We start from the raw sequence: 16,999 nt of genomic DNA on the forward strand, positions 1-16,999 counted from the left end.
GACGGCGGGAGGACCGGACCAGAACCCGCTGATCCCTTCGAGCAGCGGGCCGGAGCGACAGCGGAGGATGGCGGTGTGCGCGGCTATTTTGCCTCGCGATGCAAAGGCCCGCCTGCGGGCCGGCGGAAAATAGCCACGCACCGCCATTGCCGGACCGGACCGCCTGCCGTTCGATCGCCTCTCAGAAGGCCCCGGCGCGGCTCTCCGACGCCCTGACGAGATCCCCCTGTCCCGACGACGCGCGGCGAGCGCCGAACGACTCTCCAGCGTCGAGCCGACGTTTAGGTCGCAGCCGCGCTCACGAAACGCTCGGCATCTTCGGGCAGCAGCTGTTGACGCAAGACGTCCAGGAGCTTGGCTGTCCCTGAAACGCGCAGGTCTTCGTTGAAGTCGTCCAGGCGAGGGCATAATGCGATCGCCTCGATACCGGCGTCCAGCGCGCGTGCCGTCAACGTCTCTGCCGCGGCGATACCAGCAGCATCAGCATCGACGGCGACATAGATCCGGCGCAACGTGGCCGGCCAGAGCAGATTCGCCAGATGATTGGCCGAGAGCGCAGCAGCAACCGGCAAGGTCGGCAGCACCGTCCGCAACGACAGCATGGTCTCGATGCCCTCGCCGGCCGCAAGCACGTCCTTGGCGGTCCCGAAGCGCACGGCATGCCCAAGCAGATCGCCCATCGCCCGCCGCGGCGTGTCGATTGGCGCCTTGCCAAGCCTGCGATCGTCGAAGCCGTCGGGATCGAGCCAGGTGCGATGAACCCCGGTGATATGCCCCTCGAGGTCGGTCACAGCGGCAATCAGCGCGGGCCATGTCTCAACATCGGTGGCATCGTCCGGCCGATAGTAGCAGCGTGGATGAAAACGGAGACCATCAGTGCCTGCGCGCGGGTCGATACCGCGATGAGCAAGATAGGCCTCGCCGCGCGTTCCAGACAGCGGCTGCCCCATCGCAAACAGCCGGCGAGCCGCTCTGGCGGAGTCGCGGGGGCGCACAGCGTTCACAGCACCGACTGGAGGCTTGCGTTCCCAGTCCGGCAGCTTCAGAAAACGGCGCGCCTCCTCGGCAACCTCGTGAAAGCTGCTCAGGCCACAAACCGAGCCGATGACGTCGAGCAGATCGCCATGCTCCCCGGTCGCAGCATCCGTCCATTTGCCGGCCGGCCCCTTCAATGAGGCGTGCAATCGCACGAACAATGATCGGCCCGGCGTGTTGTTGACATCACCGACCAACCAGTAGCGTCCCTGACGTCTGCCGCTGGACAGATAGTGACGGCACACCGCCTCGGCCTCACGCGCAAGGCGGCGCGCCAGTTCAGACGCGTCGTCTGACATCACGACAGCTCCCGCCCGCGGACCTCAGCAATTGGAAACCGCTCCAGAACGCTGGCTAGGATCGCCGGGCCGCTTGCATCGGTCGGCACGAACATCCGCAGCCTCCACGAGATGATCTCGCTGAACAGCCCGGAGGCCCTGAGACAATCCCGTAAGCCCGCAGGGAAGCCCAAGAGCTCGATTCGGTTGGCGCCCATGACGCGCACCCTCCGCAGCTGCAAGCCCTCATGAAGATCGAGTACGTAGCCGTCACGCAGCACGGATGTGAACGCGTCATCGGGAGCGAGCGAAGGTCGCTCGGTCGACGCTGCGGTGACCCAACTGAGTGGCACCTTGCGGCCGATGATGCGCTCGCCCGCATCGGTCTGGAGCCGGTAGACCCGCGCGGACTCCTGAGGGAGGCGCTTCCAGATCGGCAGCAGAAGCCCTGTGACGAGGTAGATCGTGGTGGTCGTGAACTCCGGAATGGATGCGAGCTCCGCACTCCAGCCAGCCTTGAACTGCTCGCGGTCTGCCTCGGCCCAATCATGCTCGGCCAGCCTGGCGAGCGGCAGAGTCTGGCGTCGCATCGGTCCGATCAGATGGACGCGCTGCTCGATCTCGCCATCGTCGAGCAACCAGCTCGGCGCCGGCACCTGGATCGCCGCTCGGCCCGAGCGGACGTGGATCACTGGAACAGCGCGGCGTTGCAGCAGCCGCTCCAAGGCCTCGTTCAGCGATATCGGCCGGTTGCGGTCACGCTGGGCGATGGTGACGAGATGCGTCTCGGCACCTGTCGCCGGATGGGTGTTGATGGTGCGCCGCTCCATGACGACGAAGCTTTCTGCACGCAGCGTCTCCAGACCGGCATCGAAAGTCCCGGATGCGATCGCGCCCTCGATCCGCGCCGCGAGCAACTGCTCGAACACCGTGAACAGGATGTTCTGCAGCTCGATGGTCAGCGCCAGCAGCCGGTTCAGGAATGTCGTGATCGGCGGCAGCTGGTCGCGAAGGCCGTTCTCGTCCGTGAGCTTCAATCCCGTGGCCTGCTCGAACCGCTGCAGCGAGCAGCTCCCCAATTGCCCACGGGCGAGCAGCCCATAGAACTGACGCAGGGCATCGCGGGCGTGCGGGCTTTCGAGGTTGTCCTCCGGCCGGAACAGTCCCTGTCCGCCGGTCTGGCGCTGGCCACGGGTGATCGCGCCCAACGTGTCGAGCCGGCGCGCGATCGTCGACAGGAAGCGCTTTTCGGCTTTCACGTCGGTGGCGATAGGGCGAAAGAGCGGTGGCTGCGCCTGGTTGGTGCGATTGGTCCGGCCAAGCCCCTGGATCGCGGCATCCGCCTTCCAGCCTGGCTCCAGCAGATAATGCACCCGCAGCCGCTTGTTCGTCGCCGAGAGCTCGGCGTGGTAGCTGCGGCCTGTGCCGCCGGCATCCGAGAACACCAGGATGCGCTTCCTATCATCCATGAACGCTGCGGCCTCAGCGAGGTTGGCAGAGGTCGCCCTCGTCTCGACCACCATCCGATCGCGGACGCGGACGATCCGTCTCGACCTGCCCGTGACCTCAGCGACCATGTCCGTGCTGAAGCGCTGAACGATCTGGTCGAGCGCACCCGGCACCGGCGCGAGCGAAGCGAGATGTTCGATCATCCGATCGCGGCGAGCGACCGCTTCGCGGCTCTCGACCGGCCGGCCATCGCGAGTGACCGGACGCGACAACAGATTGCCCTCGCGATCGGTGAACGGCTCGTAGAGCTGGACCGGGAAGGAATGGACGAGATAATCGAGGACATATTCGCGCGGCGTGATGTCGACCTGGACGTCGCCCCACTCCGCGGTCGGGATCTCGGCCAGCCGGCGCTCCATCAGGGCTTCACCTGTGGAGACGATCTGGACGACCGCGGCGTGGCCAGCATCGAGATCGCGCTTGATCGCCTGAATCAGCGTCGGCGTCTTCATCGAAGTCAGGAGGTGCCCGAAGAAGCGCTGCTTGGCCGACTCAAAGGCCGAGCGCGCGGCCGATTTGGCCTGGGGGTTCAGCGTGCCGGTTGCGCCGGTGATGTTGGCCGCCTGCATCGCGGCCTCGAGGTTGTTGTGAATGACCGCGAACGCCTCGGCATAGGCGTCATAGATCCTGACCTGCTCGTCCGTGAGCCGGTGCTCGAGCGGCTCGTATTCGACGCCCTCGAAGGACAGCGAGCGCGCCGCATAAAGCCCGAGGGCCTTGAGATCGCGCGCCATCACCTCCATGGCCGCGACACCGCCCTGCTCGATCGCCGCCACGAAGTCCGCCCGCGTCGCAAACGGGAAATCCGCGCCGCCCCACAGTCCCAGCCTCTGGGCATAGGCCAGATTGTGAACGGTGGTCGCGCCTGTCGCCGAGACGTAGACGATGCGGGCATTGGGCAGCGCGTGCTGCAACCGCAATCCGGCGCGGCCCTGCTGTGAAGCCACCTGATCGCCCCGATCGCCCTTGTGGCCTGCGGCGTTCTGCATCGCATGGCTCTCGTCGAAGATGATCACGCCATCGAAATTCCGTCCCACCCAGTCAACGATCTGGCGCACGCGGGAAAGCTTCTCGGCCTTCTCGTCGGTCCGCAGCGTGGCGTAGGTCGTGAAAAGGATGGCCTCATCGAGCCGGATCGGCGCCCCCTGGCGGAAGCGCGACAGCGGCGTGACCTGAAGCCGCTCCATACCGAGCGCTGCCCAGTCGCGCTGCGCGTCCTCGATCAGCTTGTCGGACCTGCTGATCCAGACCGCCCGGCGCCGGCCCTTCAGCCAATTGTCGAGCAGGATGCCGGCGACCTGGCGGCCTTTTCCGGCGCCCGTGCCATCACCGAGGAACCAGCCGCGCCGGAAGCGGACCGCCGTCTCCGTGTCCTCGCCGGCCGCACGGACCTGGTCGAAGGTCTCGTCGACCGTCCAAAAGCCGGCGAGGAGTCCACCATGCGCTTCGCCGGCAAAGATGAGACTCTCGAGCTGCGCGCCGGACAGCACGCCTTCGGTGACGATCCTGGCCGGAAGATGCGGCCGATAGGACGGCTTTGGCGGTGCGACGGAGGCCATCGCCGCCGACTGCACGAGTTTCGTGGGATGAGGCTGCGCGCCCGGAATCCGGATCGACTGCAACTGATACGTCTCATAGAGCGCGTCAGTCAGGCGAGTTCCTTCGTCGGAGACCTCATCCACGATGTCGTAGGCAAGCTCGCAGCCCTCAGGCTCACTGGACGTCGGCAATGGAGAGGAGCATGCGGGATCCAGATCCCGCGTCGAACGAATTTTCGCACGCTGCCCCACCTGAGCGACAAACCGGCTGGCCATCAGCGGCCGTGGTGGCACGAGAGCCGTGATCCAGCCGAGCAAGGTCCTGACATCAGGTGCCACGCCTGCAGATTGCGGAAACACACGAGCGTCCGGCGCTGGGCGCTTGTCGATCACGAGCATCCGTGTGGCGGTCGTCGTGCCCTGCCGCGCATAGACTGCGCCATCGATCGCCGCGGAGAACACCAGACGACCGCGCTCCTGCAGATGCACGAAGGCATCCGTCCAGGTCGGATTGTCGGGCGCAAGGCCGGCGGCCGTGATTGCGACCAGTCGCCCATCATCTCCAAGCCGTGCGAGGGCCGAAGACACATGGCGCAACGCCGTATCGGCCAGCGGACGGTCCACACTCGCGGTCGCGGAGAACGGGGGATTCATCAGAACCACGCTTGGAACGAAGGCCGCATCGAGATGATCATCGATCTGCGCGGCGTCGAAGCGGGTCACGGTCAGACCCGCGAACACCCGATCGAGCAAGGCTGCGCGACTTGCAGCGAGCTCATTGAGCAGAAGCGAGCCGCCAGCAAGCCCCGCAAAGACGGCCATGATTCCTGTCCCCGCCGATGGCTCGAGCACCCGATCGGCCGAGGTCACTTGCGCCGCCGCGGCCGCAGCGAGCGCCAATGGCAGCGGGGTCGAGAACTGCTGAAGACTCTGGCTCTCGAGCGAGCGCCTGGTGTGGCTCGGCAGGAGGGCCGCGACCTTTGCGATCATCGGCAGCATGGCCCGGGGAGTGCCTTTGCTGGCCTTGATCATCGCTGGACCGTGCCTGACGAGGAATAGCACAGAGGCGATCTCACAGGCTTCGTAGGCCGTCTTCCAATCCCAGCTTCCATCGGCGTCACTGGCGCCAAACGCAGTCTGCATGACCAGGCGCAGGCACCTGGCATCGATCCGCTCGCCACGGGTAAGGTTTGGCAGCAGCAGCTCGGCCGCACGAAGGACGGCCTTGGCGCGCGCAAGCAGCGCGAAGGGCGCCGCAGGTGAGCTCGTCTCGGTGATCATGTCGAGGAACCTTCAAGGAGAGCGGAACACGGAAGAGCACCGCCGAACGCTCTCTCGGGTCCGGCGGACTCAATCGCGCAGCTCCGCCTCTCTCACTCTCGAGCTGCTCGACGCGACAGGGACCTCCATGAAAAAAGCCCGGCCGATCTGACCGGGCTTTCACTTCGCTTTCTTCAGGTTGGGGTCGGCCGCTAAGGCAAGCTGATCATTCCGCGGCCACGATCTCCTCCACGTCGTCAGCGCCGTCCGTCGCCTCCTCATCCTCACTGAGGAACGCCGGCAGGCTAGCGGAATCGACGCCATCGACCGCCTGCGTTACCTCGGCATCCGCGCCACGCAGGGGCTCGGGTAACCAGCGACTGCCTTCAAGCAACCGCTCGGCTTCACGCGCCATGTCCGGCTTCCTCAGATGCTCGATGAGCTGCGCCGACGCTTCGCCCTTCGCTTCTCGCACGGCCTGCAGGATGCGGTGCTTGGTGACGCGACCGAGATAGGTGTCGACGGTGGGCTTCCAGCCGGCGCTGATCATGTCGAGCCCGACGGCGCGCGACAGATGGTCGGCCTGCTGGAGGCGCCCGCGGACGCCATGGGCGGACAGGCGGCCTTGATGTACCCGGCTGGCCGGCTCAAAGATCGCGTTCACCGCTTGCGCGGCGCAATGGGCGAACAGCTCTGCCTGGGCCGCTCCGTCCATCGTCGTCAACGCTGCCCAGAGCTCCTTGTCGTTGGCCGGCAGCTTCGCCTTCCAGGCCGCGTGACGCGCGGCGATCGCCTTTGCCGGAGCGCTGTCCTGCAGGCCCGGCGGCTGCGCCGGGAAGCTCGGGGTGCGCAGCGAGATCTCCAGGCAGTTGAGGACTGACCCGTAGGGATAGAAGGCCGCGAGCACGAAGGTGTGCAGCACCGCCTGGAAGGCGATGGATGGCTCTCGGCCGAGTGCCTCACGAAGGGCGAGCGTGCGATACGCCGAGAGCTCGCTAATCAACCGGTCGGGCAGCGGCCGATCGACATCCTCCGCGCCGTCAGGCGCGTCCTGCTCGCCGTGACCGATGACGATTGTCGCCGCCGGCACCCTGCCCTCCATATCCGGAATGGCGGCCGCAGTGTCCCTGTCGTGACCAGCTTCGGTCTCCGGCTCATCTTCCGACACCACGGCCTCATCCTCGGGTCGGACGAAACCGCGGGCGACGCGCAGCCGGCCTTCCGAGTCGATGCTGACGAACGCGCCAGCGCGCGCCATCTCGGCTGCATCGAAGATCATCGGCCGCTCGTCAAAGGACTGCAGCGCCGCCTCGATCTCACCGAGACGCTGATCGATATCCTCAGGCAGTTCATCGGCCTGACCGTGTTCGGCCTCGAGCCCGGCCTGCTCGGTCCGCAGCGCTTCCATGGTCGCCCGTTCGTCGGCGGTGAGCTCTGCCGGCTGCCCGTGAAGCTCGCGCAAGCCATGAGTATGCCCGAAAGGGAAGTCCACGGCGGCCGCGATCCACTTCCAGCCCTCAAGGCCTATCCGCTCCGCTTCCGCCTTCAGCTTCTCCGCCACGAGCCGATCCAACAGCGCGACATCGTGGAGCCAGCCGCCATCGTCGGCCTCGAACAGATCCCGCAGCACAGCGCCGCCGGCCATCTCATAGGCAGTCAGCCCTATGAACTGGACCCTGCGATCGAACGCCCGAACCGTCTGCTCGGTGAGCTGCCGCCGGATCTGGTAGGGCGTATCGCCGCCGGAACGGCTGACCTTGTCCCAGACCTCCTGTTGGCGTGCGTGATCCGACGTCACCGAAAACGCCATCAGCTGCTCCAGGGTCATGTCGTCGGCGGCATACACGTCCAGAAGCGCCGGCGAGACCGCGGCCAGCCGCAGCCGCTGCTTGACGACCGCAACGGTCACGAAGTGCCGCGCCGCGATCTCCTCCTCTCCCATGCCGCCGTCACGCAGGGCCTGGAATGCCTGAAATTGATCCAGGGGATGCAGACCGACACGCTGGTCGTTCTCGGCGAGCGAGTCGTCCAGCGCCGAACCGGAATCGCGCACCACGCAAGGCACGGCTTGTGTTTTCGCCATCCGCTTCTGCTTGACGAGGAGTTCGAGGGCACGGTAGCGGCGGCCGCCCGCCGGCACCTCGAACATCCCGGTCTCCTTGCCGTCAGCATCGAGGACGGCCCGAACGTTGATGCTTTGCAGCAGCGTCCGCTCGGCGATGCTCTCCGCCAACTGTTCGATGGAAATGCCGCCCTTGACGCGGCGTACGTTGGATTGGCTCAGCACCAGCTTGTTGAAGGGGATGTCGCGCGACGGCGACAGCGTGATCTTCTGGGCGGCTTTGGTCATCTCTTGGTTCTCCGCGAAGGGTAGCCCGGAGCCTCTCTCTCAGGCCTTCACCCCTCGCAGAGCACCTCTCGCCCTCTTCCTCTCCTCTGCTCGTTGAGCACGCTCAGGCAGCGGTGCAAACCGGTCCGATCGCCTCAGTGCCGCCAGCCGCACCAGGTGCGAAGCCGAGGAGATAGTCGGCCACGCGGCTTGCCTGGCTCGCCGCCCGGACGATAGCGCGACTGTCCTCGCGCAGGACATCGAGCCAGAAGCCGATATAGTCCGCGTGGCGCAGGGTCGGCACGATGCCAAGCGCCGCGCAGCTGAAGGCCGATGCTATCTCGGCGATCAACTCCTCGAAGGCGTATTCGCGGCTGCCGAACCGCCCCGACAAATCACGCTTGAGCCGGGAGGCATGACCGCTGGCATGCGCGAGCTCATGCAAGGCTGTGCGGTGCCAGTTGATCGGCTCGAAGAACGCCGCAGGCGGCGGGACCTGCACGAAGTCCTCGACCGGAGCATAGAAAGCCCGGTCACCGCCAATCCGGAAGTCGACGCCACTGTTCGTAATCAACGACTCCACGGCGGGCTGGATGGCACCGGCCGGCGCCGGCGGTGCCGCGGTCGCGATATCGTCCGGCAGAGCCGAGCATTGGTCGGTGTTGAAGACAGTAAACCGCTTCAGAAACGGAACGGCGTGCGCCTCATCGCCGGTTTCGCGCGCACGCCGCCGTTCGTCGGATGGGACGAAGCGATCGGCATAGACGACCGTGACACCGCGTTCGCCCTTGCGGACATGGCCGCCTAGAGACAAAGCCTGTCGAAACGTCAGCCAGCTCTGGCTGCGAAAACCGCGCTCGATCACCGCTCCCCAGAGTATCAGAACGTTGATCCCTGAGTACGATCGCCCGGTCGCGGCATTACCGGGCAAGGTAAGCTGAGCTTTCGCAGCTTGCCTTCCCCATGGCTGGATCCAAGGCACGCGGCCGGCCTCCAGCTCACTGATGATCTTGCTCGTAATCTCCTCATAGAGGCTCGCCCGGCCTTCACCGGCATGCGCTCCAACTCTCCGTTCCTGCATCGCGGATCTCCGCGACGGGCGCGGCAAAACTCTCTCGCCGCTTCCAACCCGTCACGGCCAACTCGGCCTGCACTCTTCCTCTAGGAGAGCCATGAGCGCACCAACCGTCTACCGGTCAGTCCGCATTCGCTTTGCTCCGGAGGAGGCGGCCCGCGCGGGTTCGGAGGAGATCGCCTCACCTGGGCAGCCGTAACCGTCGAACCAAATTTCGCTTAAACGGAATTTTGCCTTGCGCCGTCGGGCAAATCAGTGGTTAATAAGGTGCTGGCTCAACTCGGGAGACAGTGATGGCCGAACAATCAGATCCGGCATCCGACCTTGTTCAAATCTCCAAAATGAACGGCGATTTCCGACGCAACTACGGACCGTTCCTTGGAGCGTATCTCTACTTGCGCTCTATCGAAGCCGTGCGCCAGCGCCCTTTCCGGCGGATCGGGATGTTTTCACTGATCGGGACCGCTGTCGCTGCATTGTTCGCACGACACGCCTGTCCTTGGTAAGCAGGCGGACCAGCGCCCGGGTAAGTTCACTTTCCGTCTTGAAGTAGGCGACGCCATGATCGGCACGCCCATGTTCACGGAATCTGATCATGTTGCTGTCGTTTGGAACCGTTGGCATCAGGACGTAGTCGAGAATGGCCCTATTATGTTCATCTAGCCGGATTGCTACGATCCACCCGACCGGTAGACGTCGACACGAGACCGTCCAAAAGGGAGAAAATCCCGGCCGCGCTCCAGCCGTCCAGTAAGCCACCCGAAAATAGATCTGCCACTTCTTGTCAACAATCAGATGCTGCTCTGGAACACCGACGTTGATCCAAAGGCTTTTCACGCTGTGAAGGTTTGCGCCGCATCCTTCTTTTTCCATCCTTTGGCAAATGCGTATGGCGAGAGCTGAGAGTGGCTCAACCCACTCCTGACGGATGTCCATGTACTCACAGCGTCGCTGCGACTGATATCCAATCAGCCTGTAGGCGTTTCGCAAAGTCCCGAAATGATCAACAAAGGTTCGGGCGGACGGGAGCTCGGCCGTTGCGTTGATGATCGTCGGGGTGAGACGCCCCTCCTTCTTCAATGTCTTCTTCAGACGGAGCAGCATCTCCTCTTCACTGATGTCGACGCGCCTCTCTTTCATGATTTTCTGAACAGCAAGAAAGACGTCATTCGAAACGATAGGTTCAAAGCAATGTTCAGCACGGACCCATAGGTTCGGGGGATTGTTGATACGCTCACCGCCCAGCTTGCTTGACTGCCGGTTATAGACCAGATTGCCGACGTAACTTTCGTTTCGCAGCATGCGGCTGATCGTGGGGGCTCTCCAGGGCTTCCCTCGGCACCATACCCGGTTGCGATTGAATTCCTTTGCGATGGCCTTCTCGGACTTCACCTGAAGGAAGCGAGCGAAGATCCGCCTCACAACGGCGACCTCGTGTGCATCGCCAGGCCGCAGACGAATATGATCGGTCTGAAGATATTTCCGCTCTCCCTTTCCCATGACCCCCTTCGGCTGAAGGCGCTCGTCGACCAGAACGCGTTCAAGGCCGTAGCCAATGGGCCCGCCGGGCAAGAATCCAAGTCGAACAAAGCGGCAAATACCCGTATGCACCTTGACCGACAGTTCACGGCTGTATTCGGCGGCCATGACCCTTTTGAGGTTCTTGACGATGTTAGAGAGCATGCTGCCATCGTTGTCGAACTGCTCGGCGCAATAGTTGACACTGATCCCGGCTTGCTTGCAGACAAACTCGTAGTGTGCAGCTTCGTCGGCGTCCTGGAACCGCCCCCACCGGCTAATGTCGTAGACGAGGATGTGGTTGAACTCGGCGCGTCCATTGCTGACATCCTCGATCAGCTTGGCAAGTCCCGGTCTGTTCTTGATCTTGAGACCGCTCTCACCATGGTCAGCATAGGTCTTGACGATCGCAAGTCCATGGGCATGCGCGTAAGCCGCGATCGCTGCAGCTTGATTTTGGATTGAGTACCGCTGATAGTCCGTGGACATGCGGACATATTGCGCTGCGCGCCCATCGAGGGATCGGGGGAGATGGGTCTCACGGACGACGAGTGCGTTTGACACTGATCACGCCTCCGACGGGTTGTCCAAGCAAGCAGACGCCAATTCCGGGCCGCTGACAAGTCTGCGTGCCCGTCGTGAGAATGCGCCCCTCGGTATGGCCGCCGGTTGTCGCCATGTCCCGTGACCTCGAAGAGTGCACGGTCCTTCCTCAGCAGTTGCTCCCTGATATCGCTCGTCTCGGTCAATCAGACCGAGACCTGGATCGCTGGGTTGATGATAAGCTGGACCGACGGAGGCCGCTTCCGCATGTTGGCGGAATGAATCCTCGACATGCCGTCTCGAGCACGAGGTCGGCTTTGCCGGCGCCCAAGCGCGAGGCTTGTCATCCCAGCTCGGCAAGCTCGTTGGATGGGTAGATTTGTTCCTCCATCCATTTCAAGGCCGCTATCAAGCTGGCTCTGCCCGCAGGGTCCTGTGCGATCGTCCTCAATGAAATTGACGGGTATTTCGACAGATCAGCTTCGCGAAGGTCCGCCCCCTTGATTGCGTTGAACCGCTCCAGCAGCTTGTGTCGAGCATCCATCGATCCGAATATCGGCTTGTTCTCAAGGGCCCCAAATTGGAGCCATAGCTTTCCGTCCGACGACAGATATGTTGGATTGATCAGCACCCCGCCTGGTTTGAATACCGGATAGACCGAGCCATTCTCCTTTCCCGTCCCAAAGACGAGGGGACGTTTTCCTCCCTTGGCCATCCATGCAAAGACTTCCCTCGCAACATTCAGCTCATCGGACCCGACGGTCCGGGACAACTTCTCGAACAGGCTTTGTTCATTCCACCTCGTCACGGCCCCTAGACGTTTTCGGGTCATGGCCTGAGTCTGACCGTAGATTGTTGGTACGATCGTCTTTAGATCCTTGTTGACGAACTGACGCAGCTCGACCGCCAGAACTTCCACAGGATTCATCTGTCTGTTGAGGAATTCCACGACACGGCGTAATTCGACGGGTATCACGTCAGCGAGGAAAATGAGCCGAATCTTTTCAGCTTGAAGATTTGTGCCGACCCGTTCCCAGAATTCGTTGATACTGGTCTCGGTGCCGAGCAGCTCTCGAAGCGCAGCCTCCGACGTAAGGCCTTGCTCCAGACAGGTTTTGTCCAGAGAGGATTGCAGCCCCTCTACTGACCAGTAAGACGCACAGTTGGCGGCGTAGTCCAGCATTTGACCAATGAACTCCCGCCGGAGACGGCTATCGCTCTGCCGCTTAATCTCCACCAAGGTCAGGATGCCATCCTGGTCGATAAACACGTGGTCGATCGACCATAGAGACGCACTCGCCTCCCCCGTCGAGATCGGCTGCTCGCGCTTTACGAGGAGCCATCGCCTTGGGCTCTGCGGATCGATCTGATCGCCAACAAGCAACTCCGGAAATCGAGCCAGCAAGCGCTGGAAGTCGTCTTCGGTCGCAAACTGGCCTGGTTCCATCGCGACCAGAGTGTCCTCCCCCTTCAGCAAGAAGACCCCAGAAAGCCCAGTCATGTTTTCCCCTCAAATACGTTTCTTCTCGGGATCCGCAGGGCGCCCAGTCCATCACGTAGCGCCACAACTGGACTCGCGTGTCATCCGCTATTCGTCCAGGAGGTCCAGAAACCGTTCGATCCTTCGCAGGGGAGGCTCGCCGCTGCGCTCGGCATAGATGAGCCGATTGCCGTCACGCTGCAGCAGGCGTGAGCACGATTTTCGAATCCGCCCCGGAAGCAGCATGGCCGCAATCGCCTCGGGCCCGACATCGAGACGCATGATCCCGCGCTCCCTGCAATTCACCCTGAGCCTGGCCACAGCGAAAAAGTCGCAGGCCGCCGGTGGCAGAGTGCCGAAGCGGCGTTGCGTTTCGTCCTCGAGTTCTTCGAGTTCGTCATCCGTCCGGCACCGCGCGGCGCGCGCGTAGATCTCGAGCCTGAGCGCCTCCGACTGCACATAATCCGACGGAAGCAGCTCGGCGATGGGGAGGTTCAGCTCCGGAACCCAAAGGGCGGACATCCCTTCGCGGTCGCCCTCGAGCGCCAGGGTCAGCAGATGGCCATACAGAGTCGGGCCGAAGACCTGCACGTGGCCGGACTGCCGATCCGACAGCATGTCGCCGCCGCCGCGCAGGTCGAGATCACGCGCGCTGATCGCAAAGCCAGCGCCCGGGCGGTTCAGCTCCTCGAGAACGGACAGCCGCTTCTCCGACCGGTCGGAACCGCCCTCCGTCAGGAAATGCGCGAACGCGCGAATGCCGCCCCGCCCCACCCGACCGCGGAGCTGATGCAGCTGCGCCAGGCCAAATTTTTCAGGCCAGCATACGACGATGGTATTGGCCCGCGGGATATCGAGACCGCTCTCGACGATGTTGGTCGCGAGCAGGACGTCCGCATTGCCTTCGACGAATTTCATCAGCCTTTCGTCGATCTCGTCTGCAGGCAACCTGCCGTGAATCGCAATGATCCGAAGTTCGGGCGCCAGCGCGTGGATCCGGGCCAGCATCGGATCCAGATCCTGAATCCTCGGGCAGATCACGAAACTCTGGCCATTGCGCCGCTGCTCGCGCACCAGGGCGGCGGCGATCGCGATGTCGGAAAGCGGCGCCACCTTGGTCACGACCGGAACACGATGAACCGGGGGCGTCGCAATCACGCTGAGATCCCGCAGGCCGGTCAAGCCTGCAGCGAGCGTGCGTGGGATGGGCGTCGCGCTCATCCAGAGCCTATGACCGCTATTGTTGAGACCGGACAGCATGGCCTTGTCAGCCGCACCGAAATGCTGCTCTTCGTCGATGATGATCAGGCCAAGATCGGCAAACTTGATCTCCTTGGCAGCCAGCGACAGTGTCCCGACGACAACTTTGAGCTCACCGCTCTTCAATCCTTCGCGCACCTTGCGCGCCTCGGCCGTCGACGCAATCCGCGACAGGTTTCCGACCTCGATGCCGAGCGTCGCAAAGCGCTTGCGGAACGTCTCTACATGCTGTCGCGCCAACACCGTGGTCGGAACGACGATCGCAACCTGCTTTCCCGCCAGGACGGCGGCCGCAGCGGCGCGCAACGCGACCTCGGTCTTGCCGAAGCCGACATCGCCGCAGACGATGCGGTCCATCGGGTGCCCCGACGCGAGATCATCGAGAACGTCGCGGATGGCCTGGGCCTGATCCGGGGTGGTGAAATACGGAAACCGCGCGGCGAACTTCTCATAGGTGGCCGGCCGCGGCACGAGCTTCGGCGCCGGCCGCCGCCGGCGCTGGTTCATCTGCTTTGCGACCTCCTTGGCGACGACATGGATCTCGGTCTCGGCCGCGGCGCGCCGCGGCCGCCATGAGCTGCCATCGGCCTTGTCGAGAGAGGTGTCGCCGAGCTCAGCCGCGTAGGGCCAGATCAAGGCCAACTCCGCAAGAGGCACCAGAACGGCATCATTCTCGGCAAACACCAGCCGAGCCATCTCACGAGCAGAGACTCCGGCACTGCCCATCGACCGCAATCCGCCAAGCCGGGCCAGTCCACGTTGCAGATGAACGACCACCGATCCAAGCTCGGGCAGGTCCACGGCTTCGAAGCCAGGTGTCCAGGCCCAATTCGTGGGCTGCGGCTGATGCGCCCTGCTGCCGAAAACATCGGACGCGGTGATGACGACAATTGGTTTCCGCCCAGGAATGATGAAGCCGGCGTCGAAGCCGGCCAGCAACGCCGTTTCTCTCCGGCCCCTGGCGGTTGCCTGCGCCCAATCAGCGGCGCATTCGGCTTTGACCCCGCTCATCGCCGCCATCAGCCGCAGATCCGCCTCGACCGCAGCAGCAAACACGAGACGCGCGTCGCGACGCTGGGCTTCGTCGACAAAAGCGCGCAGCGTCTTTCGGGGCGCGGCTTCCTTGAAGAACTCCGGCGTTGCTCGGTATGGCGCTGTCGTCGACAGCAGAGCGATCCTCTTCGCCGCTTGGTCCCATTCGCGACGGCTCACATACGCACGATCACGCTCAGCGCGGGAAGCCGCGTCCTCGATCGTGCTCAGCCACGTGTCCGCGTGCTTGGGGACCTCCGCATCGGCAATCCACTTGGCTCGCGCGCAGTAATCGAACAGAGTGGCTTTGTTCCGGGCTCGTTCCTTGAACGCAAGCCGCTCGGACATCGGATCGATCTGAAGCTGCTTGAGCTCGGAGATCACCTCCTGATTCAACGGATTGAAGGCGGCAATCCGCCATATCCTGCCCCCGGAATGCTCGACCCTGAACGGGCCGCGCGCGCCGGCAGGAAAGATCTCGAACGTGTTTCCGTGAAACAGCACCCCGCCGGGATAGTCCGGGCTGTCATCCAGGTCATATCCGAGCGCACCAAAGCGCGATTCGAACTGCCGCTCAGAATAGGCGTCGCCGACCCGCAGCAGCATGCCGATCCCCGACCAGTCCGCCGGCAGCGGAAGGCGCTCCATCAGCGCCTCCACGGTCGTGATCAGCAGGATCGGCCTCTTTGCGAGCGCAAGACGCCTCAACACGGAACTTCGTCTGCCGGCGATGTCACGCGACGGCTCGAGCAGATCGAATGGCAAGGTGTTCAGTCGTGGATAAACGAGCACATCACACGCCGGCTCGAGAACCAGAATGATGGACGCTAACCGCTCGGCTCTGCGCTCGTTCTCGGCGAGATATACGAGGCCGCTTCGACCAGCCCCTTGCCACCGTTCTACGAGGTGCAGTGCCAAAAGTCCCAGTGGCGATGCGGAGGATACGGCAAGCCTCGCAGCCGCTGCCTTTTTAGGCGCACCCAAGATCTTCTTGCGTGGAGACGGCTTCTTTGGTGCGGTGGTGGATTTTGGTGCAGTCGTCTTCCGCTGCACAGAGCTGCGGGAAATACGAAGGACTGAGGGCAAAGATTTCGGCTCGCGTATCACTGAGGGCGCCGGGAAAAGAGCCCAGCCATCTGACGACACCTAGCGGATTCGGGTCAACAAGGCACCCAAGATCTGCAATTTACTGCAGTTGCAGAATAAATCGCCGCCAGCCGAATCGTCCACATCGTGGTCGAACACTTGATCGACGAGACTGAACTGTTCAACAGCGTCGGCGAAAAAGGAGACCTTTGTCCCAGCTTCAGGTCCGACGACGAAGCGCATCTCCGCGACGGACCAGATCTGCGTGACGTCCCAAGAAATTCAGAGACAATCCCTAACCGGCAAAATGATGCGCTGAGTGTAAGGGCGCGTAGTTTCCCTCGATCATGTCCCCGCTAGCGCAAGTTCGACCCTTGCTCACTGATAACTGGCCAGCTCGCACGTTGTGAACAATGAGACCGCAGCGGAGCGAAGGCAGAGAACGCACCCGCAGGAGGGGCAGCATTGCGGCCATCGCGTCAGCGGTGGGCCCCGGGGCCGAGTGCAGTCGTGAGACCGGTTAACAAGGCACCCGCGTTTGGGGCACTGATAGCGGTGCAGCGAAAGCGGCAGCCCCGAACGCGAGTGCCTCCGGCGATCGACCCCATAAGTCCGTTACACGGCCAGGTGCCCAGTCTTTCCCGCGCACAACACCACTACTGACAAACCGCGAATCATACCGTAAAGGTAGCTTTTGTTATCTGCACAGACTCGCGGTTGTTTCGACATGGACATGCTTTATCCAGCTGAGCACATGATTTTTTCTCGCGGAATCCTGGGTTCGAGTCCCGGCGCGCTCACCACGCTGGAAATATCGCAACCTTGGTGCACGATTGAGTGCTCTAGAAATCGCTTCGGTAAGCATTGGGTAAGCGGCAGCGACGATAAGCCGGATGACTATATCCCTCCTAGGCGCCAAACCATCGGAGAGATCTGCCCGCGGTGCGGCGCCGTGCTCACGATGGAGCGCCTCTACACCTGCTCCGACAAGGGCTGCCCGTATCCCGATTTTCCCGGGCGGGAGTAATCGCCGCGATCCCAAGGGGCGCACCAAAA

General features: G+C 63.1%; 7 protein-coding genes. All 7 read right to left on the reverse strand.

Features of this window, described 5'->3' with window-relative positions; genetic code table 11:
• Positions 1-281: 281 nt before the first annotated feature.
• Positions 282-1,334 carry a toprim domain-containing protein gene (locus QW845_RS10260; protein ID WP_315801476.1) on the reverse strand — a complete coding sequence of 351 codons (1,053 nt, stop codon included), beginning with the start codon at positions 1,332-1,334 and terminating at the stop codon, positions 282-284.
• Entirely contained in the window at positions 1,334-5,641 is a 4,308-nt protein-coding gene (locus QW845_RS10265) for a strawberry notch-like NTP hydrolase domain-containing protein (protein WP_315801477.1), read from the reverse strand. The genes QW845_RS10260 and QW845_RS10265 overlap by 1 nt, the downstream gene beginning before the upstream one ends.
• Before the next feature lie 205 nt (positions 5,642-5,846).
• Positions 5,847-7,970, reverse strand: a complete 2,124-nt coding sequence (locus QW845_RS10270) for a ParB/RepB/Spo0J family partition protein (protein WP_315801478.1) — start codon at positions 7,968-7,970, stop codon at positions 5,847-5,849.
• Between the two features lie 103 nt (positions 7,971-8,073).
• A complete protein-coding gene (locus tag QW845_RS10275) occupies positions 8,074-9,030 on the reverse strand; it encodes an ArdC family protein (protein WP_315801479.1) in 957 nt (318 codons plus the stop codon).
• A gap of 396 nt (positions 9,031-9,426) precedes the next feature.
• Complete coding sequence (locus QW845_RS10280) at positions 9,427-11,106, reverse strand: recombinase family protein (RefSeq protein WP_315801480.1); 1,680 nt, start codon at positions 11,104-11,106, stop codon at positions 9,427-9,429.
• A 322-nt stretch (positions 11,107-11,428) separates the two neighbouring features.
• Positions 11,429-12,586, reverse strand: a complete 1,158-nt coding sequence (locus QW845_RS10285; RefSeq protein ID WP_315801481.1) for a hypothetical protein — start codon at positions 12,584-12,586, stop codon at positions 11,429-11,431.
• Between the two features lie 87 nt (positions 12,587-12,673).
• Positions 12,674-15,505 (reverse strand): DEAD/DEAH box helicase, encoded by a 2,832-nt coding sequence (locus tag QW845_RS10290; RefSeq protein WP_315801758.1) that lies wholly within the window; start codon positions 15,503-15,505, stop codon positions 12,674-12,676.
• Between the last annotated feature and the right edge of the window lie 1,494 nt (positions 15,506-16,999).

Source organism: Bradyrhizobium sp. SZCCHNS3002 (assembly GCF_032377435.1).
Lineage (GTDB): Bacteria > Pseudomonadota > Alphaproteobacteria > Rhizobiales > Xanthobacteraceae > Bradyrhizobium.